Source organism: Leisingera sp. M523 (assembly GCF_025141335.1).
Taxonomy (GTDB): Bacteria; Pseudomonadota; Alphaproteobacteria; order Rhodobacterales; family Rhodobacteraceae; genus Leisingera.
On record NZ_CP081036.1, the window covers coordinates 1,517,661 to 1,542,791 of the forward strand.

25 protein-coding genes and 2 pseudogenes are annotated in these 25,131 nt (G+C 60.3%); 10 read left to right on the forward strand and 17 right to left on the reverse strand.

Annotated elements, in window-relative coordinates; translation table 11 throughout:
* Positions 1–6 precede the first annotated feature (6 nt).
* The 3 genes from K3557_RS07515 to K3557_RS07525 are packed head-to-tail and all read left to right on the forward strand — an operon-like array spanning position 7 to position 1,425.
* Positions 7–738, forward strand: coding sequence for a heme ABC transporter permease (locus tag K3557_RS07515; protein WP_259991830.1), 732 nt, complete (start codon positions 7–9; stop codon positions 736–738).
* A complete protein-coding gene (gene ccmD / locus K3557_RS07520) occupies positions 738–893 on the forward strand; it encodes a heme exporter protein CcmD (RefSeq protein WP_035920135.1) in 156 nt (51 codons plus the stop codon). The genes K3557_RS07515 and ccmD overlap by 1 nt, the downstream gene beginning before the upstream one ends.
* On the forward strand, positions 886–1,425 hold the full coding sequence (locus K3557_RS07525; RefSeq protein WP_259998865.1) for a DsbE family thiol:disulfide interchange protein: 540 nt from the start codon (positions 886–888) through the stop codon (positions 1,423–1,425). Before ccmD ends, K3557_RS07525 begins: the two co-directional genes overlap by 8 nt.
* 15 nt (positions 1,426–1,440) lie before the next feature.
* Here the strand turns inward: K3557_RS07525 and K3557_RS07530 are convergent, their stop codons facing one another.
* The 3 genes from K3557_RS07530 to K3557_RS07540 form a co-directional block, all read right to left on the reverse strand.
* Entirely contained in the window at positions 1,441–1,746 is a 306-nt protein-coding gene (locus K3557_RS07530; RefSeq protein WP_259991835.1) for an antibiotic biosynthesis monooxygenase, read from the reverse strand.
* A 61-nt stretch (positions 1,747–1,807) separates the two neighbouring features.
* Complete coding sequence (locus K3557_RS07535; RefSeq protein ID WP_259998867.1) at positions 1,808–2,146, reverse strand: DOPA 4,5-dioxygenase family protein; 339 nt, start codon at positions 2,144–2,146, stop codon at positions 1,808–1,810.
* 125 nt (positions 2,147–2,271) lie between these two features.
* Positions 2,272–2,556, reverse strand: coding sequence for an antibiotic biosynthesis monooxygenase (locus tag K3557_RS07540; RefSeq protein WP_129371064.1), 285 nt, complete (start codon positions 2,554–2,556; stop codon positions 2,272–2,274).
* Between the two features lie 272 nt (positions 2,557–2,828).
* On the opposite strand from K3557_RS07540, the gene K3557_RS07545 reads away from it, so the two are divergent.
* Positions 2,829–3,605, forward strand: coding sequence for an ABC transporter substrate-binding protein (locus K3557_RS07545; protein WP_259991839.1), 777 nt, complete (start codon positions 2,829–2,831; stop codon positions 3,603–3,605).
* A 79-nt stretch (positions 3,606–3,684) separates the two neighbouring features.
* Here the strand turns inward: K3557_RS07545 and acnA are convergent, their stop codons facing one another.
* A complete protein-coding gene (gene acnA / locus K3557_RS07550; RefSeq protein ID WP_259998869.1) occupies positions 3,685–6,372 on the reverse strand; it encodes an aconitate hydratase AcnA in 2,688 nt (895 codons plus the stop codon).
* 233 nt (positions 6,373–6,605) lie between these two features.
* Between acnA and K3557_RS07555 the strand changes: the two genes are divergently transcribed.
* Positions 6,606–7,307: a thioredoxin family protein gene (locus tag K3557_RS07555; protein WP_259998871.1), complete on the forward strand. Its 702-nt coding sequence runs from the start codon at positions 6,606–6,608 to the stop codon at positions 7,305–7,307.
* A 9-nt stretch (positions 7,308–7,316) separates the two neighbouring features.
* Here the strand turns inward: K3557_RS07555 and K3557_RS07560 are convergent, their stop codons facing one another.
* The 3 genes from K3557_RS07560 to K3557_RS07570 form a co-directional block, all read right to left on the reverse strand.
* On the reverse strand, positions 7,317–8,249 hold the full coding sequence (locus K3557_RS07560) for a lysophospholipid acyltransferase family protein (protein WP_259998873.1): 933 nt from the start codon (positions 8,247–8,249) through the stop codon (positions 7,317–7,319).
* 135 nt (positions 8,250–8,384) lie between these two features.
* Positions 8,385–9,491 (reverse strand): flagellar motor switch protein FliG, encoded by a 1,107-nt coding sequence (locus K3557_RS07565; protein ID WP_259991847.1) that lies wholly within the window; start codon positions 9,489–9,491, stop codon positions 8,385–8,387.
* A 74-nt stretch (positions 9,492–9,565) separates the two neighbouring features.
* Positions 9,566–10,099, reverse strand: a complete 534-nt coding sequence (locus K3557_RS07570; RefSeq protein ID WP_259998875.1) for a tetratricopeptide repeat protein — start codon at positions 10,097–10,099, stop codon at positions 9,566–9,568.
* A 269-nt stretch (positions 10,100–10,368) separates the two neighbouring features.
* Here K3557_RS07570 and K3557_RS07575 point away from each other — a divergent pair.
* Together K3557_RS07575 and K3557_RS07580 are read left to right on the forward strand one after the other, a co-directional pair.
* Positions 10,369–10,896 (forward strand): annotated as a pseudogene (locus K3557_RS07575) (transposase); the annotation flags it as partial.
* Between the two features lie 61 nt (positions 10,897–10,957).
* Positions 10,958–11,687 (forward strand): annotated as a pseudogene (locus K3557_RS07580) (transposase).
* A gap of 123 nt (positions 11,688–11,810) precedes the next feature.
* Here the strand turns inward: K3557_RS07580 and K3557_RS07585 are convergent.
* From K3557_RS07585 to purB, 3 genes are all read right to left on the reverse strand, one after another.
* Positions 11,811–12,182 carry a hypothetical protein gene (locus K3557_RS07585; RefSeq protein ID WP_259998877.1) on the reverse strand — a complete coding sequence of 124 codons (372 nt, stop codon included), beginning with the start codon at positions 12,180–12,182 and terminating at the stop codon, positions 11,811–11,813.
* A 164-nt stretch (positions 12,183–12,346) separates the two neighbouring features.
* The gene (locus K3557_RS07590; RefSeq protein ID WP_259998880.1) at positions 12,347–12,511 is read right to left on the reverse strand and encodes a hypothetical protein; all 165 of its coding nucleotides are present in this window, start codon (positions 12,509–12,511) and stop codon (positions 12,347–12,349) included.
* A 258-nt stretch (positions 12,512–12,769) separates the two neighbouring features.
* Positions 12,770–14,074 (reverse strand): adenylosuccinate lyase, encoded by a 1,305-nt coding sequence (purB, locus tag K3557_RS07595; RefSeq protein WP_259998882.1) that lies wholly within the window; start codon positions 14,072–14,074, stop codon positions 12,770–12,772.
* Between the two features lie 86 nt (positions 14,075–14,160).
* On the opposite strand from purB, the gene K3557_RS07600 reads away from it, so the two are divergent.
* Positions 14,161–14,499, forward strand: a complete 339-nt coding sequence (locus tag K3557_RS07600) for a hypothetical protein (RefSeq protein WP_259998884.1) — start codon at positions 14,161–14,163, stop codon at positions 14,497–14,499.
* 157 nt (positions 14,500–14,656) lie between these two features.
* Here K3557_RS07600 and K3557_RS07605 read toward each other — a convergent pair whose 3' ends face one another.
* Positions 14,657–15,892, reverse strand: a complete 1,236-nt coding sequence (locus K3557_RS07605; RefSeq protein ID WP_259998886.1) for a bifunctional alpha/beta hydrolase/OsmC family protein — start codon at positions 15,890–15,892, stop codon at positions 14,657–14,659.
* Positions 15,893–16,122: 230 nt separating this feature from the next.
* Here K3557_RS07605 and K3557_RS07610 point away from each other — a divergent pair, with 230 nt between their 5' ends.
* Entirely contained in the window at positions 16,123–16,536 is a 414-nt protein-coding gene (locus K3557_RS07610; protein ID WP_259998889.1) for an NUDIX hydrolase, read from the forward strand.
* A 54-nt stretch (positions 16,537–16,590) separates the two neighbouring features.
* On the opposite strand, the gene dddP is transcribed toward K3557_RS07610, so the two are convergent.
* The 6 genes from dddP to K3557_RS07640 form a co-directional block, all read right to left on the reverse strand.
* Entirely contained in the window at positions 16,591–17,934 is a 1,344-nt protein-coding gene (dddP, locus tag K3557_RS07615; RefSeq protein ID WP_259998891.1) for a dimethylsulfonioproprionate lyase DddP, read from the reverse strand.
* Positions 17,935–18,104: 170 nt separating this feature from the next.
* Positions 18,105–18,938, reverse strand: coding sequence for a hypothetical protein (locus tag K3557_RS07620; RefSeq protein WP_259998892.1), 834 nt, complete (start codon positions 18,936–18,938; stop codon positions 18,105–18,107).
* A gap of 336 nt (positions 18,939–19,274) precedes the next feature.
* The gene (locus K3557_RS07625; RefSeq protein WP_259998894.1) at positions 19,275–20,069 is read right to left on the reverse strand and encodes a lytic transglycosylase domain-containing protein; all 795 of its coding nucleotides are present in this window, start codon (positions 20,067–20,069) and stop codon (positions 19,275–19,277) included.
* A 92-nt stretch (positions 20,070–20,161) separates the two neighbouring features.
* Positions 20,162–21,409: an Hsp70 family protein gene (locus K3557_RS07630; protein ID WP_259998896.1), complete on the reverse strand. Its 1,248-nt coding sequence runs from the start codon at positions 21,407–21,409 to the stop codon at positions 20,162–20,164.
* 120 nt (positions 21,410–21,529) lie between these two features.
* Entirely contained in the window at positions 21,530–22,936 is a 1,407-nt protein-coding gene (gene glnA / locus K3557_RS07635) for a type I glutamate--ammonia ligase (RefSeq protein ID WP_027259157.1), read from the reverse strand.
* A 45-nt stretch (positions 22,937–22,981) separates the two neighbouring features.
* Positions 22,982–23,320, reverse strand: a complete 339-nt coding sequence (locus tag K3557_RS07640; protein ID WP_008554830.1) for a P-II family nitrogen regulator — start codon at positions 23,318–23,320, stop codon at positions 22,982–22,984.
* Between the two features lie 170 nt (positions 23,321–23,490).
* On the opposite strand from K3557_RS07640, the gene K3557_RS07645 reads away from it, so the two are divergent.
* Positions 23,491–25,122, forward strand: a complete 1,632-nt coding sequence (locus K3557_RS07645; protein ID WP_259998897.1) for an NAD(P)H-hydrate dehydratase — start codon at positions 23,491–23,493, stop codon at positions 25,120–25,122.
* Positions 25,123–25,131: the final 9 nt, after the last annotated feature.

Consider the following 25,131-nt stretch of genomic DNA (forward strand, 5'->3'; position numbering starts at 1 on the left):
GCCAACATGTCGATCTGGGAATACGCCAATCCAAAGAAGTTCCTGACCACCACCGAAAAGGTGATGCCGGTCTTGTGGATCAGTTCCGCCGTGCTGATCAGCGCGGGGCTGATCTGGGGCTTTTTCTTCACGCCTGACGATTACCGCCAAGGCTCCACTGTCAAGATCATCTTCCTGCATGTGCCTGCCGCGCTGATGGCGATCAATGCCTGGTTCATGATGCTTGTGACTTCGCTCGTCTGGGTGATCCGCCGCCATCACGTCAGCGCGCTGGCCGCCCGTGCTGCGGCGCCCGTTGGTATTGTAATGACGGTTATCGCGCTGATCACCGGTGCGATCTGGGGCCAGCCGATGTGGGGCACCTGGTGGGCCTGGGATCCGCGCCTCACGTCCTTCCTGGTGCTGTTCCTGTTCTACCTCGGCTACATTGCCCTGTGGGAGGCGATCGACAATCCCGACACCGCCGCGGACCTGACCTCAATTCTCTGCCTGGTGGGGTCGGTCTTTGCCGTGCTCAGCCGCTATGCGGTGAACTTCTGGAACCAGGGGCTGCATCAGGGCGCGTCGCTGAGCCTTGATGAAAAGGAAAACGTGGCTGATGCGTTCTCCAACCCGCTTTATGTCTGCATGGCGGGGTTTGTGCTGTTGTTCATAGCACTGGTGTTCTACCGCACCGGAACTGAAATCCGCGCCCGCCGCATCAAGGCATTGATGGCGCGCGAACGGCTGGAGGCCTGATGCCCGATCTTGGAAAATACGCCGATACGGTGCTGTCGGCCTATGGTGCCTCGCTGCTGCTGCTGCTGGCGCTGGTGGTGCTGACAATTCTGCGCGGCCGCAAGGTGCGCCGGGAAATGGAAACCCTGGAAACCCGGATGAAGCGCAATGGCTAAGATCTCTCCGCTGATGGCGGTCCCCGGTATCGTGTTTGCGGGTTTTGTCGGCCTTGCCCTGGTGGGCATGTTCCGCGAAGACCCCAACAGCCTGCCGTCCGCGCGCGAAGGCCAGCCCGCGCCGCCGCTAGCGCTGGACGAATTTCCTGGCAAGGAGATGTTTACAGACGAAACCCTGCGCGATGGCAGTGTGAAGCTGGTGAACTACTGGGCAAGCTGGTGCGCGCCCTGCCGGGCCGAGCATCCGAACCTGGAAGCGCTGTCAAACGAGGGCATCCCGGTTTACGGCATCAACTACAAGGACCAGCTGGCCAATGCCGAGGCCTTTTTGAATGAGCTGGGCGACCCTTACGCAGCGATTGGCCGCGACGAGAAGGGCCGCATGGCCATCGACTGGGGCGTGTACGGCGTGCCGGAAACCTATGTGGTGGACGGTGAAGGCAAAATTGTGCTGCGTTGGGCCGGACCGATTACCCAGCGGGTGATCGAAAGCACCCTGCGCCCGGCGATGGAAAAGGCGGCACGTCAGTAAACAGGCGGCAGCACCTTAGCCAGGATCATGCAGGGTGAAACTGCGGAAGTCCGGTTCCTTTGACGACAGCGCAAAGGCAAGCGTTAGGTCTTCCTGCCTGGAACGCCAAATCAGATACTCGCTGAACGCCTCCGCGCAGGTCCATCTTTGAAATACCGAAATCTCGTCCCGGTCCGGGGCGAGCAGGGTTTCGGCTTGTTGGCATTCCGGAAAACCGCGAGCCGCCTCCACCATCTTTTTCACAAGAACTGCCAGCTCGGTATATTTACCGGGCAGCGGGTGCAGTTGAATGATCACAGCTTCCGTCACGAAACGCTCCATGTTCAGCGGGCTGGGCCAGCTTGACGGGCAACTGGAAATTTCTGGTAAATTTGCGCAAACGTCAGCCGAAGATGCTGAGATCCAGCGCCAGGCCTGTTCCCAGCCAGATCGCGTGATCCCGATGATCCGCCAGGGCGTCACCGGTTTCCGGATGGGCAAAGACAATCAGCCCATCGCGGTTCAATGCCAGCCAAGGCAGCAACTTGGAAAACTGCTCCGGGCTGGCCTCCAGCTGGCAGGACCATTTGGGGTGCGGTCCGACGGGTTTTTCATGCATGCGCCCCATCTCTGCTCCAAAGAGTTCGGCAGCACGCTGGCAAAGAGCGCGGGCCTGCACTGCGGTGTTTTCATCAAAATAGATGTGGGCGTGATAGCCTGTGATGCTGTCTGTGTGTTTCATGCCACCACTTTTTCCTAGGTGTGTGCCCAAGGCAATCTGCAGATTGCGAACAGCCAGTGTGCAATGCAACGCAGTACCCGGCGGCACGGGCGCCATGCCGCGCTTTCAATACGAAGGCCGGGGTCTTATGGTACCGAAAAAGTCCGGAAATCCTGCTCCCGCCGCATGGTGGCGCTGCGGGCGTCCAGATCGCCGCGGTCGGCACGCCAGACCAAATAGCGCTCCAAATGGTCATTCGACTCCCATAGGTGGAAAACGGCAATTTCAAAACGCGCGCGGTTAATACCGGCATGGGCTTCAATGCAGCCAGGAAAACGTCTGGTTTCCGGAAGCATTTCCAGAACTGCCTCAACGTGTTCGTCAAACGTGTCCACATCCGGGTAAACGACTGCTATTACAGCTTCTTTCATGATATTGGACCCGGTCAATCAAGGAGTGTCGCGAGGGATAAAAGATGTATTCAGATTTAATGTTTACACAGCTGAACCGGGCGGTATAGCAGGTATTGACACCAGGAATATATCGTTTTGGTTGTGCCTGCGCCAATTCGGAAGATCGCTGGCAGTGCCATTACAGGTTCTTTCATTTTACTGTGGGATAGGTCGGAAGCATGAGGCAAGCGGGAGCGGTAATTTGCAATCCCGCTAAGCTGGATACCGCCCGTATGGAGAAGGCCAGGAGAGTGGAAAAGCCTACTGGATTCGTCAAAGTGCTGCTGGCATGCTTTGCTGCCCTTAGCGGGTTGGCTGACACTGCGCGTGCCGACTCTGTACTGACATTCTGCTATGATCCCTATCCGCCCTACACGCTGGGATCCGGCGGCATTCCCGACGGCGGGCTGAAGGTCAAGCTGCTGGAGGCCGTGACGGACCGGATTGACGGGCTAAGGGCCGTTGTTGTTCTGCTGCCTTGGCAGCGCTGCCTAGCACAGGCTGAATCCGGGGAGGCCGACGGCATCCTTCCGTTATTTAAATCCACCGCGCGCGCTTCCTATCTGGCCTTCACTGAGCCGACCTTTCTGCAGACCAACACATTCTGGTACAACCGCGAGCGCTATCCGCAAGGGCTGGATCTTGACGAAGGATATGCGCGGATTTCCCGGCTGCGGCTGGGGATGGTGAACGGCAGCGTGATTGATCAGGAGATGGAACGCGCCTTTGAAAACAACAACCGGATCGTTCGCGGCGGCGATGTGGAAGGCCTGATGCAAATGCTGCTGTTTGGTCAGCTTGACCTGGTCGCAATTGATGACGCGGTCGGGCGCTACCACGTCGTGCAAAATGGCTGGCAGGACAGAATTGCGTCTGTTGCCACTCCGATTTCCAGCACCTATTCGCACTTTGGCCTGTCGCGGAGTGCTGGCGCAGATGCCTATTTGAACGTGTTCAACCGGGTGATTTCCGAACTGCAGGCTGATGGCACGATTGCAGAGATCCTGAGCAGCACCATCGCCCCGTAGCCGGGGCTGTCTGCAGCCCCCCTGACATAAGAAGGGCGCCCGGCGGGGCGCCCTTTCACATTTTCGCTTAACTGTTGTCTTACGACTTGGCCAGGTTCCGCAGCACATAGTGCAGCACGCCGCCATGTTCGATGTATTCGATCTCGGGTGCGGTATCGATACGGCACTTCAGCGTGATCTCTTTCACAGAACCGTCCGCCATGGTGATTGCGCAGGGCACTTCCTGCAGCGGCTGGATGGTGTCCAGCCCGCTGATCGACACGGTTTCCTCACCGGTCAGGCCCAGCGATTTGCGGCTGTCGCCGCCGGTGAATTCAAACGGGATCACACCCATGCCAACCAGGTTGGACCGGTGGATACGCTCAAAGCTTTCAGCGATCACAGCCTTGACGCCCAAGAGCGCGGTGCCTTTGGCCGCCCAGTCGCGCGAGGAGCCCGCGCCGTACTGTTCGCCGCCGAACACCACCAGCGGTGTGCCTGCTTCCTGATGCGCCATCGAGGCATCAAAGATGGAAGTCTGTTCGCCATCGGGGCCTTTGGTATAGCCACCCTCAACGCCGTCCAGCATCTCGTTCTTGATGCGGATGTTGGCAAAGGTGCCGCGCATCATGATCTCGTGGTTGCCACGGCGCGAACCGTAGGAGTTGAACTCGCGCGGCTGTACCTGACGTTCCAGCAGATACTGGCCTGCGGGCGTGGTGGTTGCGAACGAACCCGCGGGCGAGATGTGGTCGGTGGTGACCATGTCGCCCAGAACCGCCAGAACCTTGGCATCTTTAATGTTCGAGATGGTGCCCGGCTCGGTGCCCATGCCCTGGAAATAGGGCGGGTTCTGGATGTAGGTCGAGGTTGCGGGCCAGTCATAGGTTTCCGCATCGGTGGTCTCCACCGCCTGCCACTTCTCGTCGCCCTTGAAAACGTCGGCGTATTTCGACAGGAAGGCCTCGCGGGTGACGGTCTGCTCAACCAGTTCCGCAACTTCCTGGGTCGAGGGCCAGATGTCTTTCAGGTAGACGTCATTGCCGTCCTTGTCCTGAGCGATGGGATCGGACGCCAGGTTGATGTCCATGGTGCCGGCCAGTGCATAGGCCACCACCAGCGGCGGCGAGGCCAGGTAGTTGGCGCGCACGTCAGGCGAGATGCGGCCCTCAAAGTTGCGGTTGCCCGACAGCACTGAAGTTGCCACCAGATCGCCCTCGGCAATTGCCTCGGAAATTTCCTGCTGGATCGGGCCGGAGTTGCCGATACAGGTGGTGCAGCCGTAGCCCACCAGGTTGAAACCGACCTTGTCCAGATCTTCCTGCAGGCCTGCGGCCTCCAGATAGGCGGACACGACCTGCGAACCCGGTGCCAGCGAGGTTTTGACCCAAGGCTTGCGGTCCAGGCCCAGGGCCGCCGCCTTGCGCGCGACCAGGCCAGCGCCGATCATCACATAAGGGTTCGAGGTGTTGGTGCACGACGTGATCGAAGCGATCACCACCTTGCCCGATTCCATGGTGTAGTCCTCGCCCTTGACGGCGACTTCCTTGCCTATCGGACGCTTGAAGGTCTCTTCCATCTCTTTCGAGAAGGCCGATTTGGCATTGGTCAGCGCCACATAGTCCTGCGGGCGTTTCGGCCCGGAGATGGCCGGAACGATGGTGCCCATGTCCAGGCTCAGGGTGCTGGTGTAGACCGGGTTGTAATCCGGGCCGCGCCAGAAACCGTTTTCCTTTGCGTAGGCTTCGACCAGAGCGATGCGGTCCTCATCACGGCCGGTGTTGCGCAGGTAGCGCAGGGTCTCGCCGTCGATCGGGAAGAAACCGCAGGTGGCGCCGTATTCCGGCGCCATGTTGGCGATGGTGGCGCGGTCTGCGAGCGGCAGACGGTCCAGGCCAGTGCCGTAAAATTCGACGAACTTGCCAACCACGCCCTTGGCGCGCAGCATTTCCACCACTTTCAGCACCAGGTCGGTGCCGGTGGTGCCCTCAAGCATCTGGCCGGTCAGCTCAAAGCCGATGACCTCGGGGATCAGCATCGAAATCGGCTGGCCCAGCATCGCGGCCTCGGCCTCGATCCCGCCAACGCCCCAGCCCAGCACGGCCGCGCCGTTCACCATGGTGGTGTGGCTGTCGGTGCCAACCAGGGTATCCGGATAGGCGACCTCATCCCCGTTCTGATCCACATCGGTCCAGACGGTTTGCGACAGGTATTCCAGGTTCACCTGGTGGCAGATGCCGGTGCCCGGCGGCACCACGCGGAAGTTGTTGAACGCGTTCTGGCCCCACTTCAGGAACTGGTAACGCTCCATGTTGCGCTCATACTCGCGGTCCACGTTCATCTGGAACGCGCGCGGGTTGCCGAATTCGTCAATCATAACCGAGTGGTCGATGACCAGATCAACGGGGACCAGCGGGTTGATCTTGGCAGCCGAGCCTTTCAGCCCCACGATGCCGTCGCGCATGGCAGCCAGATCGACAACGGCGGGAACGCCGGTGAAATCCTGCATCAGAACGCGGGCCGGGCGGTAGGCAATCTCACGCGGGTTCTTGCCGCCATTGGCGCCCCATTCGGCAAACGCCTTGATATCGTCGGTGGAGACGGAAAAGCCGCCATCCTCAAAGCGCAGCATGTTTTCCAGCACCACCTTCAGCGCGGCGGGCAGCTTGGAGAAATCGCCAAAGCCTGCTTCGGTGGCTGCGGGGATGGAATAATAAGAGATCGACTTGCCGTTGACGCTGAGCGTTTTACGCGCTTTGGCATTGTCTTGTCCGACGGTGATAGGCATGTTTGGCCTCCCTCAAGGATTTGAAATCGGGGAATTCGCTGCCTGCTAAATGCATGAGGAAGATTAAGCATTCAATAGCCCAATCGCCGCAGGGGGCACTTTTGTATGCAATAGTACACATTTTTTGCGGTACAACGGGCCTGCTCCGTTCAATCCCGGCTCAAAAATGATTGATTGGCGTATTTGCAGGCACATCTTTAGACCAGAAGCCTAACAAACGAAGCGGGCGATTCATGAAACTTCTGGCGTCGATCATTGCAGCTTGGGGCCTGGCCCTGCCGGTATACGGCCAATCCGCAGCGGAGCCTGTGGTAGTAGAGCTTTATACGTCGCAAGGGTGTTCGTCCTGCCCGCCGGCCGATGCACTGCTGCATGAGCTGGCTGCGCGCGACGATGTGCTGCCGCTGGCGCTGCACGTGGACTACTGGGATTACATCGGCTGGAAGGATCAATTTGCCAAGCCGTCCCATACCAAGCGGCAAAAGGGCTATGCGCATGCGGGCGGGCGCAGGATGATCTATACGCCGCAAATGATCATCATGGGGCAGGATGATGTGGTCGGCGCCGATGGAATGAAGGTGGCCGATGCCATCGGCAAACACCAATCCCAGCCGCGTCCGGTGTCGCTATCGGTGGAGCGGAACGGGGAGGATCTGGTGATCCGGCTGCAGCCACGGGCGCAGATGGGCGACGCGAGGCTGCTGGTGCAGCTGGTGCGCTATACGCCCGAAAGATCCGTCAATATCACCCGCGGTGAACTGGCCGGTAAAACCTTGAGCTATGCCAATGTGGTGGAAGACTGGCAAATCGCAGCGGAATGGGACGGGGCAGGGGATCTGGAACTGTCAGTCCCGGTGCCGGGCCGCCAGCCTGCTGCCGTCGTGGTGCAAGAGGCGCCCTTTGGCCGGATCATTGCCGCTGCCCGCGCCGAGTAGCAGCCTGGGTCAGCCCGCCTCGGGATTTGCCTTCCTGCCGGGTTTGGGCAGCGGAACATAGGGTTTCCAGCGGCGGTGGATCCAGAACCATTGGCCGGTGTGCTTGCGCACGATGGCTTCCAGATCCGCGCTGAGGGATTTGGTCATGGTGAGCGGATCGGAATGCGGGATCTCAGCGCTCATCACGATCTCGAAGTCCAGACCGTTGTCCTGCCGCACCGCGTAAACAGGGATGACAGCAGCGCCGAATTTCAGCGCCAGTTCGGCCGGCACGGTAGAGGTGACCGCAGGTTTGCCGAAGAAATCGATCAGCTCTCCGCCCTGGGCGTGAAGATCAGTGACGATTGCCGCGATACCGCCCTTCTTCAAATGCCGGACAAGCGCGACCATGCCGCGCTTTCCCTGTTCGAACAGGGGCTCGCCGTTGCCTTTGATTGCTGCCACGTAATGGTCGTTGAAATAAGGGTTGGCCATCCGGCGGTAAAGCGCACCCATCTCGAAACCGCGGGCAAACAGCGCCGCGCGGGCGGCATCGTAATTGCCGAAATGCGCCGTAGCCAGCAGGACCGGACGCCCTGCTGCACGTGCCTCTTCCAGCGCTTTCAGGCCGGGGCCGGTAATGGGGGCAGCCCTGGCGCGGTCGTGAAAAGGGGCGCCGGCATAGATTTCGGCTATCATCCGGCCCGCATTATCGCTGACGTCCCGGTAAAGCTCGCGGGGATCAATTTCCGCCAGCTCGGGGCTGACAAGATCCAGGTTGCTGCGCACCCGCTTTTCGAACCCGGCCAGCCGGCCCATAGCTGTCACCAGCCGGCCCATCATGGGCACCCTCAACCCATAAGGGATCAGCCGCGTGCCAACCAGCAGCCCGCGCAGAAACAGGTTGCTGCCATAATATTTGACATGGCTCCAGGTGGAGAGCTCGGAAGGATCTACGGGCATGGCGTCTGGATGGCTGCGGCGCGGGAATGCGCCCGGAAGCCCGCATCATACGCAGCCGGACCGGCAGGTACAAGCCGCTCGCAGGCACGGGCAGAATGGTCTGCGCGCCTGCCGTCCCGGCGCAAGTTGAGGATCTTAGCCGCCGTCCTCCTCATCCTCGTCGGATTTCAGATCAATCTCGCCTGTTGCCACCAAATCGCGCATCGCCGAGATGATCATGCTGAACGCAGCCTCGCCATCGCTGCGCTTGACCTTGCCGCGCTCGCCCACTTCCTCGCGGATATTGTCTGCCATCCGGCTGGACATGTTCTTGAGCAGGAATTCGTTGGTTGCCACGTCTTCCTCGTCGGTGGCAAAGGCCATGGCAGTGACCAGATCCGGCTGCGACAGCACCCGCATCAGCTTGGGCACGTCGATCGGCTGCATCCGTTCACCGATCAGCGCATAGGTGAAGATTGCCTTGCGCACCTTGGTGGCAAAATCCTCATCCTCTTCATCCAGCGCTGTCAGCACTTCATCACGTTTGGCTGCCGCCGCTTCGGTCAGAATGCCGCCAAGACGCTGTCCCGGAGTCTCATCAAAGGCGAGATCGGGCCGGGCTTCGACCTGAGCGGCAAGCGACAGGCCGATCCGGTCCACGGTGTCGGGCGTCACATTGGCGGTGTGGCTGACGGCATAGGTGATGCGGCGGGCAATCGGGCCGGGCAGATGCACCAGCATTTGCGCCGCTTTGGCGGTGTCCAGCTTGGACAGCAGAACCGCGGCCACTTCTGTGCTTTCCGCCTCGGCCAGACCTGCCAGATCTTCGGGCGGCAGCTGTTTCAAGCGCTCCCATGGGTCACCGAACTGGCGCACACCGGCTTCCTTGCGCAGGCGGCTGTGGGTGTGGCGGCTGATCTTGCCTTGCATCGCATTCAGCGCACCGGCCAGGCCATTGGGGAAATGCAGGCCAACGTTGTCCAGCAGATCGGCAAATTCGCCGACCACTGTATTCAGCGTATCGCGATCGACAATGCTCATCTTGCCCATCTGCTGGGTCAGCTCCAGCTGCAAGTCGTCCGGCAGCTCCTCCAGCGGAATTTCCGCGCCTTCATTCAGCAGCAGCCGGACGATAATTGCGGCCTTTGCCTTGCCGCTCAGCCCGCTGCCGCCCCCGCCGCCCAGAGGGGCCGGGGCGCCGAACCCGCCCAGATCCGGCCCGCCAGAAGCCATCGGAAGCGCCAGCAAATTGTCTTGAGGCATTCTCGCACCCTACCAAAGATTCTTCTTGATCATCGAGGGCAGGATAGGCCGCAAGCCGTAAAGAAAGGCTGAAGCTAGTAGCTGTAAGTTGCACCTGTTTCCAAGGCGTTGCGCAGCGAAGCTTCGGCCCAGGTGCCATCACCGCCCCGTGCCTTGATCTCTTTCCACTGTATCAGGGCCGCGCCGTATTTCCCCTGTTTCACAAGGCCTTGGCCCATATAGGAGCGGGCAAGTATGTTATCCGGATCCTGTTCAAGCGCCTGATCGTAATAGGCCTGCGCCAATTCCAGATTTCCCAGTTTGCGATGGGTGAAACCCCAATAGGTCAGCACCAGGGTATCCTGCTGATCCGGCGCCGCGCTCAGCACTGCCTGTGCATCCTGCTGGCGGCCCGCATAGGCCAGCTCGCGCACCGCATTCAGCAGGTCCTGCTGGTTCAGAGACGATTTCTTGGGCCGCACGCAGCGTTTCTTGTTTGGGTCCCAGATCCGCTTGCCCTTGCAGGTCTTGGTGGTCTCGGAAGGTTTCGGCGGGTTCCAGTCATTGCCGCCTGCGGCATAAGCCGTCATCGGCAGGGTCAAGGCAGCGGCGAGAGCAAAATAACGCATGTCGTCATCTCCTGATGCATGAAATCGTGATCAATGTACCCTTACAACCCGCAGACCGGCCAATTTATTCATATCAAAACAGCGGGAGATGAAAATAGTTCAGAAGTCATTTAGTCGGCAAGCGGTTGTGCAAAGGCGGTTGAGAACCGCGCCAGAAGGAGTTCAAACCGGATCTTTCCTTTCTTCGTCCCAGCCTTGGTGATGCGGCCGCTCCCGACGGCACCAATGTGCCAAGGTGGGTCTGCAACGATCCACAAAGGAGAGCGGTCATGCCGGAGATTATCACGGTCGAACTCGATCTGGCCAAGAATGTGTTTCAGGCCCGACAGGCAGATAGAGCGGAACAGCCTGTTCTGCGCAAGAAGCTGCGGAGGGGTCAGATGCCGGCCTTCTTCAGCGAGTTGCAGCCCTGTGTTTTCTAGATGAGAGACTGCGGTGGCGCGCATCACTTGGGCCGCGGGATCAGCATGCCAGGCCACGATGCACGCCTGATCCCGCCTGCAAATGTCAAACCCTTCGTCAAGCAAGAGAAGAACGATGCCGCCGATGCCCCGGAAAGCGGCCTGCCAGCTGATGCGATCCCCACACTTAAGGTGCTGATCGCGGCCTTGACCCGGATGGAGGCAGAGATTGCCAAGCTCAATGCCGGGCTTCGGCCCGCTGATCTCTACGGCCATCGCCACCCTTGCGCTGCCGCCTGGGACGTTCCGCAAGGCCCGCGATTTTGCGGCTTGGCCCGCCTCACGCGCCGACAGCATTCGACAGGCAGCAAACAGCGGCTGGGGGCTGCGACGAGGTACAACATCACGAACTGGCCTTCGTACAGCGAGCCATTGATGTGCCATTGGTTCGAGCACAATGGCGAGCGCACTAAAGCAACGCGGATTGCTTTCGGTCTTGATTGATCCCGGGATGATCTGGGTGCCGCCACCAAGCGGCAAACGCGGTCGGCTGCGGCAATTCAGTGACGTATCAATCCAGACGTGCCTGACCACTGCCCGGCATCAAAGCTGAGGATGAAGGCGGGCGGCTTGAAGCGCCACACCTGGTGCAAGATACACATCGGTATCGATGAGGAAACACTGGAAGTCAGGGCGATTGAGGTCACCAGCAGCAACATCGGTGACGCGCCCTTGTTGCCTGAACTGATGAGCCAATTCGCGCCAGAGCTGGGCATTGAACGGTCACCGCTGCCGGGGCCTACGACACGCGCAAATGCCGCGACGCGATTGCAGCTCGCAATGCTCATGCTGTCATTCCACCGCGCAAGAACGCCAAGCCGTGAAAACCCGCAACTGCCGGAGCTATCACCCGAGGCGCGGCGGTCAACGCGTCGCGGTTCCTCGGCCGCGAGCTGTGGCGGCGAAGGAGCGGATATCACCGTAGGAGCCGCGTCGAGATATGAGCCGGATCAGAAAACGATCCGGGGAACCGTTTTCCGGGTGATTGGATGAACTGCCTGAAACAGTTGGGCCAGTCGTTGATGGCACGGGACTTCGAACGCCATGCTGCGGAAATCCAGGTCCGCGTTGCCGCGCTCATTCGCTACACCGCTCTGAGCATACCTGTCAAAGAGCCCGTAGGGTAAGCCCGCCCTGGGAAAGGGGGGAGTCTGCCCGTCATCCGATTTGCGCAACAAAGCTGTTTAGGTTCACCGTGGACTTCCGGATGCGCATCAGCTCAATCAGCAACCTGGCCCGCAATTGGATATTCAGCAAAGGGCGGCTGATGGGGCGCCGCTCGGTTTTGTAAAATACTCCACACTGGCTTGCCGCACCCCGCCGGGGCCGATGTCCCGGGTGGGGAGAGGGTTTTTCAAGTCGCTGGTCAGGAAGTCAACCTCGTCGTAGATGGCCGGTTTATTCTCGCGGTAGGCCAGATCCAGACCCAAGGCCGTCCCTTTGCCAAGGATCAGATTGCCGCTGTGAAGGTCGCCGTGGAAAGGCACGCGGTTGCAGGGGGCGGCCTGAAACTGTGGTGATTGACCATGGAGCTGTTCCGGAAATGCAGAGTAGTGATCCGGTTGCGCGCAAACATCGTCACCAGCCGCTAGTTTGTCAATTTCGGTTAAAACCCAGTTCATCCAGATGTTTTGCGGTTCGCAAGGCTGGTATTTAGGAAGATGGTAAAGCCATTTTCCGCAACGCCGGAAACCTGATTGGCCTGTGCTTGTGATTGCGAGGTCCGCAAGGCATCCGAGGCGGTCCGGCCTTCGGCAAATTTGGTGATCTGAAAGTTCTTGTCTGCTCACAGGTAGACTGGGCCGGCAACCTCGCAGCCATCTGCCGCCGTGAAACGGGGGCGGAGCTGTTCGAACGGGCGGAACTCCCTTTCGATCCATGGGGTGCTGGAATTGACGTCTTTCTTGAGGGTCAGAACGGTGCCGCTCTCATGCATGAGGGAGAACACCATCTGCTGCCGTCCTGGATCAGTGGACTAATGGATACAATTTACGCTGAAACAGCATTCCGGGCCTATGGCCGCCTGAAATTACTGCAGGTGGCGCCGGATCAGGGCTTCGCCAAATTCTGCAAGCAATTGCATGGGCGGTATGAGCGATGCCTGGGTTAAAGTTTCCGTACCATTCCCTTTCAGGTGCAGGATGAACCCCGGATGAAGAAACGCCCCGCCATGCTGACGGGGCGTTCACATTGGTTTCCAGGAGCCGGTTTACTCGCCGAACACCCGGCGGAAGATCGTGTCGACATGTTTGGTGTGATAGCCCATGTCGAACTTCTCGTTGATCGCCTCTTTGCCAAGGGCCGCAACCACATCGGTATCCGCAAGCAGCAGCTCGCGGAAATCAACCCGGTCTTCCCAGACTTTCAAGGCGTTGCGCTGTACCATGGCATAGGCGTCTTCGCGGTTGACGCCGGCCTGGGTCAGTGCCAGCAGCACCCGCTGCGACATTACCAGACCTGGGAATTTGTTCATGTTGTCCAGCATGTTCTCGGGGAACACCAGCATCTTGTCGATAACACCAGCCAGGCGGTGCAGGGCAAAGTCGAGGGTGACAGTCGCATCAGGGCCGATGCCGCGTTCCACGGAGGAATGCGAGATGTCCCGCTCGTGCCACAGCGCTACGTTCTCCATCGCTGGGACCACGGTCATGCGGACCAAGCGCGCCAGGCCGGTCAGGTTTTCGGTCAGAACCGGGTTCTTCTTGTGCGGCATCGCCGAGGAGCCTTTCTGGCCCATCGAGAAGAATTCGGCGCCCTCCAGCACCTCGGTGCGCTGCATGTGGCGGATTTCCACGGCAACGTTTTCGATCGAGGATGCGATGACACCGAGGGTGGCAAAGAACATCGCATGACGGTCGCGCGGGATCACCTGGGTCGAGATCGGCTCAGGCCGCAGGCCCAGCTGCTCGCAGACGTGATCCTCGACCGCGGGGTCAACATTGGCGAAGGTGCCGACGGCGCCGGAGATTGCGCCGGTGGCGACTTCCCATCGGGCTTTTTCCAGGCGGTTCTTGTTGCGGTCCATTTCGGCATAGAAACGTGCAAAGGTCAGACCCATGGTGGTGGGCTCGGCGTGGATGCCGTGGCTGCGGCCGACGCGCACGGTGTTCTTATGCTCCAGTGCGCGTTTCTTCAGCGCCGCCAGCAGTTTGTCCATGCCGTCCAGCAGAATATCGGCGGCACGCACCAGCTGCACGTTCAGGCAAGTGTCCAGCACATCAGACGAAGTCATGCCCTGATGCACAAAGCGGGCTTCTTCAGAGCCGACATGCTCAGCCAGGTGGGTCAGGAAGGCGATGACATCGTGCTTGGTGACGGCTTCAATCTCGTCAATGCGGGCGACGTCGAATTCGACGTCCTTGGCTTTCCATACGGCATCAGCGTTTTCGCGCGGGATCACGCCGAGGTTGGCCATGGCTTCGCAGGCATGGGCCTCGATCTCGTACCAGATCTTGAATTTGGTTTCGGGCGACCAGATGGCGACCATTTCAGGGCGGGCATAGCGCGGGATCATGGGCGAAAGCACCTTTATGTGATTGTGCAGCAGATGCCGGGCCTATTAGATCAGGTAAGGCGTGACAGCAAGGCTGGGAGACGGACATGAGGCACATTGCCCTGATGATTGCGGTATCATTGACCGTTTCACCGCTTGCGGCGGCGGAATGGCGGGCGTTGAGCGGAGAGGACGTGCAAGCCGCGCTGGCAGGGCGCAAGCTGGTCTATGGCAGCGGCGCCTGGCAGGAGTTCCGGACGTCGGGACGGACGTTGTACAATGCCGGCCATGACAGCTGGGGCTACTGGGGGGTGCGGGACGGCAAATACTGCTCCACCTGGCCGCCGTCGGACCTGTGGGCCTGTTTTGTTTTGGAAAGCGATGGAGCGGCAATGCGGTTTGTGGATGAAAGCGGAGGCATCACTGCTGGCCGCTACTCTGAATAACAGCAAGGGCGGTCTCCCGCCTGCGCTGCGGCCTTCTGGCGAAGGCCTGCCGCAGTTGGGCCCGGCGCCGCGCCTTGGCGCGGCGCCGGGCCCAAGGCCGCTGCCGTTGCAGGTTTCCTGCAAGGGCCGGGCGCGGGAGATCCGGGAATATTGAAAGTTAGGCAGTCGCCGCCTGGGGTGTGGTCTCCAGATGCGTCACCACCTTGGCGCCGCTCTCAAGTGTCCGGTGCACCGGGCATCTGTCTGCAATCTCCATCAGCTTGGCCCGCTGTTCCCCGCTCAAAGGACCGCAGAGGTGGATCACACGGGTGAACTGGTCGATTTTGGCAGGTCCCGTCGGCTGGGCATCCTGGGCGTGCACCTTGTCATGGCTGACATCTACGCTGATCCCCTCCAACGGCCAGCCCTTGCGGCGGGCATACATGCGCAGTGTCATCGAGGTACAGGCACCCAGCCCGGCCGCCACAAAGCCGTAAGGCGACATGCCCCGGTTGGTGCCGCCATAGGCCAATGGCTCATCCGCAAAGGTGTGGTGATAGGGACCGGATTGCACATCCTGCAGGAACCCCTCCGGGTCCGCCTCGGTCACCCGCAGGATGCCTTCGGGGGCACCGGGCGGCGGCGCGGGCGGGGCCATTCTGACATAGCGCCCGGCCCAGGCGGCAATCACTTCGGCGGCATATTCCGCATCCGCAGCACGGCTGATCAGGTGATCGGCATCATCCAGGGTGACAAAGCTTTTGGGGTGTTTGGCCGCGGCAAAGATCGAGGCCGCATTGTCGATGCTTACTGTTTCATCCCGCGGGGCATGCAGCACCAGCAGTGCAGCCTTGAGGCCGGTAATTGCAGGCTCCAGCGCTTCGGCGTTGATATCGTCGACGAATTCCCTGCCAATGACAAAAGGCCGCCCGCCCAGGCAGACTTCGGCACGGCCTTTGGCTTCAATCTCGGGCAAGGCAGCGTCGAAATGATGCGAGACATGGCCGGGATCAAACGGCGCGCCCAGTGTCACCACGCCTTTGACAGACGGGATGCCTGCCCGCGCCCGCAGCACCGCCGCGCCGCCCAGGGAATGGCCGATAAGCAACGCGGGCGCCATGCCGCGCGAGGCCAAATATTGCGCCGCCATGATCAGGTCCGTGACGTTAGAGCTGAAGGAGGTGTTTTCGAACTCCCCTTCGGAATGCCCCAATCCGGTAAAGTCGAACCGCAGCACCGCGATCCCCATCGCCGCCAGCCGCCCGGCAATCCGCCGTGCCGCCGGGATATCTTTGGAGCAGGTAAAACAATGGGCAAACAGCGCCGTTGCAAGGACCGGTCCCTCGGGCAGGTCAAGGCGGGCAGCAAGGGGTGTTCCGGCATGGCCGGGAAAGGAGATGCGTTCAGCGGGCATGGGCGTGGCCTTTGTTGGGTGTTCTGCATAGATTGAGCGCGCAATGAGCCCTGAACAAGGCGGCAGCCCGCAACGTCACGGGAAGGTGAAGGCAGATGAGCGCAATAACTCTGAGCGGCGTTGGATATTACAAACCCCGGACAGCCCGTGACCGGGAAATGTGGCGGCGTTTGCGGAGGTTTTGCGAAAGCTAGCCTCAGGCCTTTGGCCGCAATGCTGAGACCGGCCATGTGACCGGATCAGCCTTTGTGATGTCACCGGACATGAAATGCGTTCTGCTTACCCATCACCGGAAGCTGGACCGCTGGCTGCAGTTGGGCGGCCATTGCGACGGCATTGCCGACGTGCCTTTTGTCGCGCTGAAAGAAGCTTATGAGGAAAGCGGGCTGTCCCGGATCAAGCCGTTGTCCGGCCAGGTGTTTGATGTGGATATTCACGAAATCCCGCAAACTGAGAAGGACCGCGCGCATCTGCATTATGATGTGCGTTATCTGTTTCAGGCGGAGGCCGGGGAAATTGCGGTGAGCGGGGAATCCCATGCGCTGGCCTGGGTGCCGCTGGACCGGCTGCAGGAGGTGACGGAGTCACCGGGTGTTTTGGTGCTGCGCGAAAAGCTGGCGCTGTTCTTAAGCGGAGGCGCCTGACGGCGCCGCAGGGTATCCCGGCCCCGCCTGTACAGGCGGGGCCGGCAGTTCAGGTCAGGCTTCCCCCATGAGTGCCTTGTCGAACGGGTATTTGGTCAGGTTCTCGTAGCCGTCATCAGTGATCAGCACCTGGTCTTCCAGCTTGATCGAAAAATCGCCGCCTTCAGGGGAGATCAGCGCTTCGACACACAGAACCATGCCCAGTTCCAGGTCATAGTCAAAGGCGCCCTCGACCATCTGGTCCGGATAAGCAACCAGCGGCCATTCATCGCACAGGCCGACGCCGTGCATCATGCAGCCGTATTTCTGCTTTTGGAACTGCGCATCCAACACATGGCAGCCGCGTGACAGTTCCTGGATGTTCACGCCGGGTTTCAGCATCTCCATATTGTGGCGGATGTGTTCGACGCCGTGCTGCATGGCATAGACCATATCGGCGCGGGGTTTCTCATCGCCGATCCACCAGCTGCGCGAGATATCTATGCAGATCCCGTAGGACCCCACCAGATCGGTGTCAAAGCTGATCATCTCGTTGTTCTGGATGATGCGGGGGCCGCATTCCTGGAACCACGGGTTGGTGCGCGGGCCGGAGGCCAGCAGCCGGGTTTCGATCCACTCGCCGCCGCGGCGGATGTTTTCCGCGTGCAGCACCGCCCAGACGTCGTCTTCCGAGATATTGCCGCCGGGCACCTTTTCGCGGGCGAACCGTTCCATCGCGGCCACTGCGGTTTCGCAGGCGTGGCTGGCGCAGCGCATTGCCAGGATCTCGTCCGGGCCTTTCACCGCGCGGCATTTTTCGGTCAGCTCTTCGCCAGGGAGGATATCCAGGCCTTGCGCCTCCAGCGCGCGCAGCCCGTGCAGCATGACCTTGTCCACTGCCAGGCGCTTGTTGCTGCCGCTGTGTTCCTCCAGCAGTTTGCGGACCTCGTTGGAGAACACATCGGCGGCCACATCCACCTTGTCGCCGCGGTCGAAGTAGAACAGATCAGCGCCGGCGCGCTGTTCGCGCACCAGCGGGTTGAATTCGCTGAGGAACGGCGACTGTTTATAATCCCACAGCACCATATAGCCGTCAGCGCAGATCAGCAGGGCGCGAAACGGGTTGTGGGTGTTCCACAGCTGCATGTTGGTGCTGTCGGTGGCATAGCGGATGTTCAGCGGATCAAATACCAGAAGGCCGGCATAGCCGCGGTCGTTGATGAAACGGGTCAGCCGCTCCCAACGGAATTTGCGCATGGCCTGCAGGTCAGGAAGCTGCAGACCGGCCTCGGCCCATTCACCAAAAGCCAGCTGGGTCGGGCCGATCTCAACCCGGTCATTGTTGTTCGGGGTGTTGTCGCCCAGATTGGCGCCGCGGGTTGGATCAATTTTGCGGATGTCGCGGTAATGCTCGTTCATGCGTGGCCTCCGTCGCTGCACAGGTTTGTCCAGTGTGCAGCCGTCTATTGGCGGAAGCGCCGCAGAAAACGACGGGTTTTACAGTCGTTTCTGACCCTTGGGCATCGGATAATGTGAACCGTGAAGGTGGGATATCATCAAACGTGGCAGTCCGTGTTGATACACAGGGCCTATGGCACCAGCGGGCGGGCAGCCTGCACCATTCCGGCACTTTCCAAATACAGCAGCAAAGCTGTCAGAAGCATAAGATGGCTGATGAAGCGCAATCGGCGGGTGCCCGCAGTGCTGAAAGCGGCAATCGCCGTCGACCTGAGTTGATACGCCCAGCCGCGGTAGGGGCTTTGGGCTTGTTCCGGTTTACGGGCCCTGGCCTGAGCGCGATCCGTTTTCTGGATTTCTTCTGGTTCGCTTTGGGTAAGTCTGACGGCTTGGAACGCTTGGTCGCAGTGGGCATCAAGAGCCAGCGCAGCTTGATCAACCGGAGTGAAACATGCCCGGCCGCGCAGCCTGACAGGAGCGGGTTGTTCCCGCCGGGTTTCGGCTGGCCCTGGTGTGGCTTGCAGGCTGCTTTCCGGATTTGGCTCGAACACGCTCAGGAACTGTTCGCACGTCAGTGCCACATCGGATTCGCGCCATTCAACCGAAGTTGCCTCGACAGCAGGAAGCAGCCGCCGCAGCATTTCGGCCAGGAACAGCTCCGAAATCTCCTGATCGCAATAATCGGGAAAGGCGGGTGTCAGCGAAAGTTCCAGCAGTGCCGCGGGCTGCAGCATCGAGTTTGTCAGCCGGCTGGCGCGCCGCAAGGGGACCCTGCGCAGCCGTACAGTCACCAGGTAATGGTCACATTGAATTTTGGCTGTGTTTTCTGCCCGTGCCTCAATTGTTTCTGCCGGATGGCCGAAATCCTCGAGCGTGTCCACAACAGCCGAAACCGCTGCTGAAAGGGTCCCGGTATCGCGGGCTTCCAGTCCAAGCCTGCCTGTATACTGCACTTTCTCTGCCACCGTCCGGATCCTCCATTCAGGGTGCCGTTAAAAGAAGGATAAAATTTGAACGAGTTGAAAGTGGGGCGGAAAACACGGCGTCAGGCGAAACAGCGCGAACAGAGTTGCAGGAAACAGGGCGTTGTTGATGCTCTTGTTTTTATTGGGTTTAATTCGATGGGTTCGATTTGGGTGGCTGGATTGCGGCCCAATTGCGGCGGCCGGCGGACACATTGATGCCCTAGAGCCTACAATGGCGCGGGAATCATCTTCACTGTTCCTGGCGGTCAAAAGGGCAGACGCAATACAGCCAAAGGAGCAGGCAGAAACCTTGCCTGAAATTTTCTTGGTTGCGGCTTAGCCGTCGATCTGCCGCCCCATGATTGCGAGAGACTGCTGATAAACAGTTGCGGCGTTCCATTCTTTCAGAACCCGGTAGTTCGGCTCGCCCTGCTGATAGCCCTTGCCGGGTTTCCAGCCTTTTTGGCGCAGGTAATTGGCGGTGGAGGCCATCGCGTCCCCCATATTGTAGAAATCCACCCGCCCGTTACCGTCCCAGTCGATCCCGTATTGCAGCGCATTGCCGGGCAGGAACTGGGTATGGCCCAGCTCGCCGTGCTTGGCCCCCAGCGTGGCCGGGGTGATGGCGCCCTGATCCACCAATTTCAGCGCCCCTAGCGCATGCGGGCGGAAAAAATCGGAGCGGCGGCAATCATAGGTCAGCGTCACGATGGCGGAAACCACCTGGCTGTCGCCCATATAGTTGCCGAACGCGGTCTCCATCCCGTGGATTGCAATCAGAACGCCGGCGGGCACGCCGAATTTCCGCTCAAGTGCGGCATAAAATTCCGGGTTGCGCGCCTTGCGCTTGCGGCCCTGCGCCACGATGGTCGCCGAGCCGCGGATCTGCATGAATTTCTCCAGCGAGTATTTAAAGCTCTTCTGGTTGCGGTCAGCAGAAATCGTGCGGCGGGCATATTGCGCATTGGCCAGCGCCTGCAGCCCTGCCTTGCGCACGCCTGCGCGCTTGGCCTCGTTCTGAAAATCCCGCTTCCAGGCGTCAAACCCGGATGAGGTATTGCCGCAAGGCGCGGCCAGGGCAGGGGAAGCTAGCAGAGTGGAAATCAGGGCAGAGGCCAGCAGACGGCGCATGAAAGAATCTCTCAAATGTGACTCGTAGCTTTCAGCCTAACGTGCTGGCCGCGCGTGTCTAACGGGAAAAGCCGTGCATGGTTCCCATTTACCTAAGCAAAGGCTGTTCCGGCGGCCAGGGCAAGCCCGTCCGCCACCGCTGTCATGGCATTTCCTGTTTCAACGCGGGCGTTTGGACAGATGCTGCGCATTTGCGCCTGAACCGCCCCCAGCAGCGAAGAGCCGCCGACCAGTACGATCCGGTCCACCTTGCCAGCAGTAAGACCGGCCTGCGCCAGAGTCTCGGCAGCGCAGGCCCCGATGGCTGCGGTCTGTTCTGCCAGAGTCTGGTTCATTTCTGCGGCGGGCAGCGGCACCGACAGGCCGCGCTGCAGCAGCTTCAGGTCGATCGCCGCCGCGCCGCCTGCCGTGTTGGCCTGGATCTTGCCGCGCTCAACCGCAAAGGCCAGTTCGTGCCCCAGTTCGTCCTCCAGCACGTCAACCAGCCGGGCCAGCCTGTCCGGTTCAACCGCATTGGCGGCCAGGTCCTTTGCGGCCCGGCGGTTCTCTGGACTGTAAAGGAACGGGATCATTTGCCAGGTGGCCAGATCGTTGAACAGCCGGTTCGGGGCCGGCAGGGTGCCGCCGCCAAAACTGTTGCGGATCTGGCTGCCGCGTCCCAGCAGCGGCATCACATGATGGATGCTCAGCTGCCGGTCAAAATCGGTGCCGCCCAGCCGCACCCCATGCGAGGCCAGGATGCGGGTTGCGCCGTTTGCGTCCTGTTCAAAGGCGGTAAAGTCCGAGGTGCCGCCGCCGATATCGACAATCAGCCCGCGGCCCGGCGCAGGTGCTGCAGCGCGCAGGGCGGCTTCGGGTTCATACATGAACAGCACGTCTTGGAAACCTGCTTCCAGATAACAGGCGCGCAGGTCCTTTTCGGCCTGGATATTGCGGGCTTCATCCTTGGAATGAAACCGCACCGGCCGGCCGGACAGCGCGTGGGTGAATTCCATATGCGTCGCCGTCTCGGCGCGGGTTTTCATCTCGGCCAGAAAGCGGGCGATGAGGGTGCCGAAACTGATCCGCTCGCCGCCCAGCCGCCGTTCCTCATGCAGCAGCGGCGTGCCCAGCAGGCTTTTCAAGGCGCGCATGAAACGCCCCTCGTCACCGTTGATCAGCGCCCGCGTGGCGCTGTGGCCGATCCGCATGGCACGCGCGCCGTCCTCAAAGAACACAGCGGTAGGCAGGGTCTGCTCGCCAGGTTCCATCTCGACCAGCCAGGGCCGGCCGGCCACGGCAATCCCCGCCGCCGAATTGGAGGTGCCAAAGTCGATACCAAGGGTGTTGGGGGCAGTCATGGGAAGGCTCCTGTCTGCTGGGCTGAGCCGGGCGGAATACTGAAAGTGCCGCCCAAGAGCAAGAGGTGCAATAGAAAAGGGCGCCCCGAGGGACGCCCTTTCTAAACATGGTGCTGCAGCTTAGCAGCTGTAGTACATGCCGAATTCAACCGGATGGGGGGTGTGCTCGTACTTGTGCACCTCTTCCATCTTCAGCTCGATGTAGCCGTCGATCTGGTCTTTGGTGAATACGTCGCCCTGCAGCAGGAAGTCGTGGTCGGCGGCCAGCGCGTCAACAGCTTCACGCAAGCTGCCGCAGACGGTCGGGATGCCTTCCAGCTCTTCGGCCGGCAGATCGTACAGGTTCTTGTCCATGGCTTCGCCGGGATCGATCTTGTTCTTGATGCCGTCCAGGCCGGCCATCAGCAGCGCGGCAAAGCACAGGTAGGGGTTCGCCGCCGGATCGGGGAAACGTGCCTCGACGCGCTTGGCTTTCGGGCTTTCGGTCCACGGGATCCGTACGCAGCCGGAACGGTTGCGGGCGGAGTAGGCGCGCAGAACCGGGGCTTCAAAGCCCGGGATCAGGCGCTTGTAGGAGTTGGTGGACGGGTTGGTGAAGGCATTCAGGGTCTTGGAATGCTTCAGGATGCCGCCGATGAAATACAGCGCTTCCTGGCTGAGGTCGGCGTATTTGTCACCTGCAAACAGCGGCTTGCCGTCTTTCCAGATCGACATGTTCACGTGCATGCCGGAACCGTTGTCGCCATAGATCGGCTTCGGCATGAAGGTCGCCGATTTGCCATAGGCATGCGCCACGTTGTGGATCACGTATTTGTATTTCTGCAGCTCGTCGGCCTGTTTGGTCAGGCTGTCAAAGATCAGGCCCAGCTCGTGCTGGCAGGAGGCAACCTCGTGGTGGTGCTTGTCGACCTTCATGCCCAGACGTTTCATGGTCGACAGCATTTCGGAACGCAGGTCCTGCGCTTCGTCGGTCGGGTTCACCGGGAAATAGCCGCCCTTCAGGCCCGGGCGGTGGCCCATGTTGCCCATCTCAAATTCGGCGTCGGTGTTCCATGAGCCGTCGGTTGCGTCAACCTCGTAAGACACCTTGTTGATGGTGTTGGAGTAGCGCACGTCGTCAAACAGGAAAAACTCCGCTTCGGGGCCCATATAGGCCACATCGCCGATGCCGGAGGACTTCAGGTAGGCTTCAGCCTTCTGGGCGGTGCCGCGCGGGTCGCGCTCATAGGCTTCGCCGGTGTCGGGCTCAACAATCGAGCAATGGATGCAGAGGGTTTTCTCGGCATAAAACGGATCGATATAGGCAGACGTGGTGTCGGCCATCAGTTTCATGTCGGAGTTTTCAATCGACTTCCAGCCGGCGATCGAGGAGCCGTCGAACATGAAGCCTTCTTCGAGAAAGTCTTCGTCAACCAGGTCCACGTCCACGGTCACGTGCTGCAGGCGGCCGCGCACGTCGGTGAAACGGATGTCGACATAGGCGACGTCGTCTTCACGGAGAGTCTTGAGAACTGCGTCTACGCTCATTCCCTTGGTCCTTCTTTAGAGATGTCTTGGAGATTTTCTGTTAACTTACAACGCGTCCGGGCCGGTTTCGCCGGTGCGGATGCGGATGGCTTGCTCGACGGGCGAAACAAAGATTTTGCCGTCGCCGATCTTGTCGGTTTTGGCGGCGTCGACGATGGCCTCGATCGCTTGGTCGACCTGATCGTCGTCCAGCACAACCTCGACCTTCACCTTGGGCAGGAAGTCGACCACATATTCAGCACCGCGGTACAGCTCGGTGTGGCCCTTCTGACGGCCAAAGCCTTTGACCTCGATGACGGAAAGACCCTGGACGCCGACGTCCTGCAACGCTTCCTTCACCTCATCCAGTTTAAAAGGCTTGATGATGGCTTCGATCTTTTTCATCGGAATGGCTCCTCGCAAGCTTGTTGAGGGTGTCATTTCACTTCTAAATGAAGGCAGCAATGCGCGGCTGTGCAGCTGCGGCAATTCTGGCCAGGATTTGATGGTCGCCGCCTAAAAATTAAGCACTGCGCCCAAGGATTGCGCAAAAATGAATCGGGAAAGAAGACGAAATGACCGAACTGCTGACCGCCGCCCAGATGCGGGCCATCGAACAGGCCGCCATTGAGTCCGGCGAAGTGACCGGGCTGGAGCTGATGGAGCGGGCCGGGCAGGGGGTGGTTGAGGCCATTTTCGAAGAGTGGCCGGAGCTGGTAGAAGAGCGAGGGGCCAGCCCCTCGCGCTCCCCGGAGTATTTTGGGAAAGATGAAAAGCCGCGCCGGGCGGTGGTCCTGTGCGGGCCGGGCAACAACGGCGGCGACGGCTTTGTGGCGGCGCGGCTTTTGAAGGAGCGCGGCTGGGAGGTGGAGGTGTTTCTTTACGGCGACCCGGACAAGCTGCCGCCGGATGCGAGGGTGAATTATGAGCGGTGGGGGGAGTTAGGCGGTGTCAGTGAATGGGATGATAAAGGTATCCGGGATGCTTACGAAGGAGATGAAGTAAGCCAGTTTCTCGTGATTGACGCCTTATTCGGAACCGGGTTGACGCGGAAAATGCCCGATGACATGGATGAAGCTTGGAATGGCTTTATGCCAACCCCACTGATTGTGGATGCCCATGAACCCGGCGAAGACCGTTTAGTGGCAATTGACTTTCCCAGCGGTATTTGCAGCGACAGCGGGCGAGACTTTGGCGCGCTTCCAACCCATCTAACCGTTACTTTTCATAGTGCCAAAATTGGCCACTATATGAGCCAGAATTGCGGAACCTACGGCGGGGCAAAGGGCTGTGGGAAGCTTAAAGTTGTGCCGCTAGGTTTGCCCCAAGTTTTCCCCAAAGGCTGCGTCGAGTTGCTTGACGGTCGAAAAGGCAATCTGAACAAGAAATATTCAGGCCACAAATACACTAACGGCCACGCCCTCATCCTCTCCGGCGGCCACGGCAAAACTGGCGCCGCCCGCCTCGCAGCTCGCGGCGCCCTGCGGATCGGGGCAGGGCTGGTTACCGTCGGCTCGCCGCGCTCGGCGATGTTCGAAAATGCCGCCAACCTCACCTCCATCATGCTGCGGCAGATTGACGGGGCGCATGGGCTGGTGGAGCTGATGGAAGACGAACGGCTCAGCGCTATTTGCCTTGGCCCCGGTATGGGACGCGGGGCGGATACGCAGGCGATGGTATTTGCCACATTGAAGGAAAAACGGGCAACCGTTTTGGATGCAGATGCGCTTACCCGGTTCGAGATAAAGCCGGAGGTGCTGTTTGAGGTTTTGCATGAAGACTGTGTGATCACCCCGCATGGCGGTGAATTTGCCAGGCTGTTTCCGGATCTGGCCGAGAAACTGAATGCGCCAGCCACCACAGGCCCGGCTTATTCTAAAGTGGATGCCACCCGCGAGGCGGCAATACGCGCCGGCTGCGTGGTGCTGTTCAAGGGGCCGGATACGGTGATTGCCGCGCCGGACGGCCGCTGCTCGGTCAATTCCGCGCATTACGAACGTTCTGCCCCCTGGCTGGCCACCGCCGGGTCGGGCGATGTGCTGGCGGGCTTCATCACCGGGCTGATGGCGCGCGGGTTCTCTCCGATGCAGGCGGCGGAAACTGCCGCCTATGTCCATGTGGAATGCGCACTGGAATTTGGCCCCGGCCTGATTGCCGAGGACCTGCCAGAGCAGATCCCCGCCGTGTTCCGCAAACTGGGGCTGTAACGCTCCGGC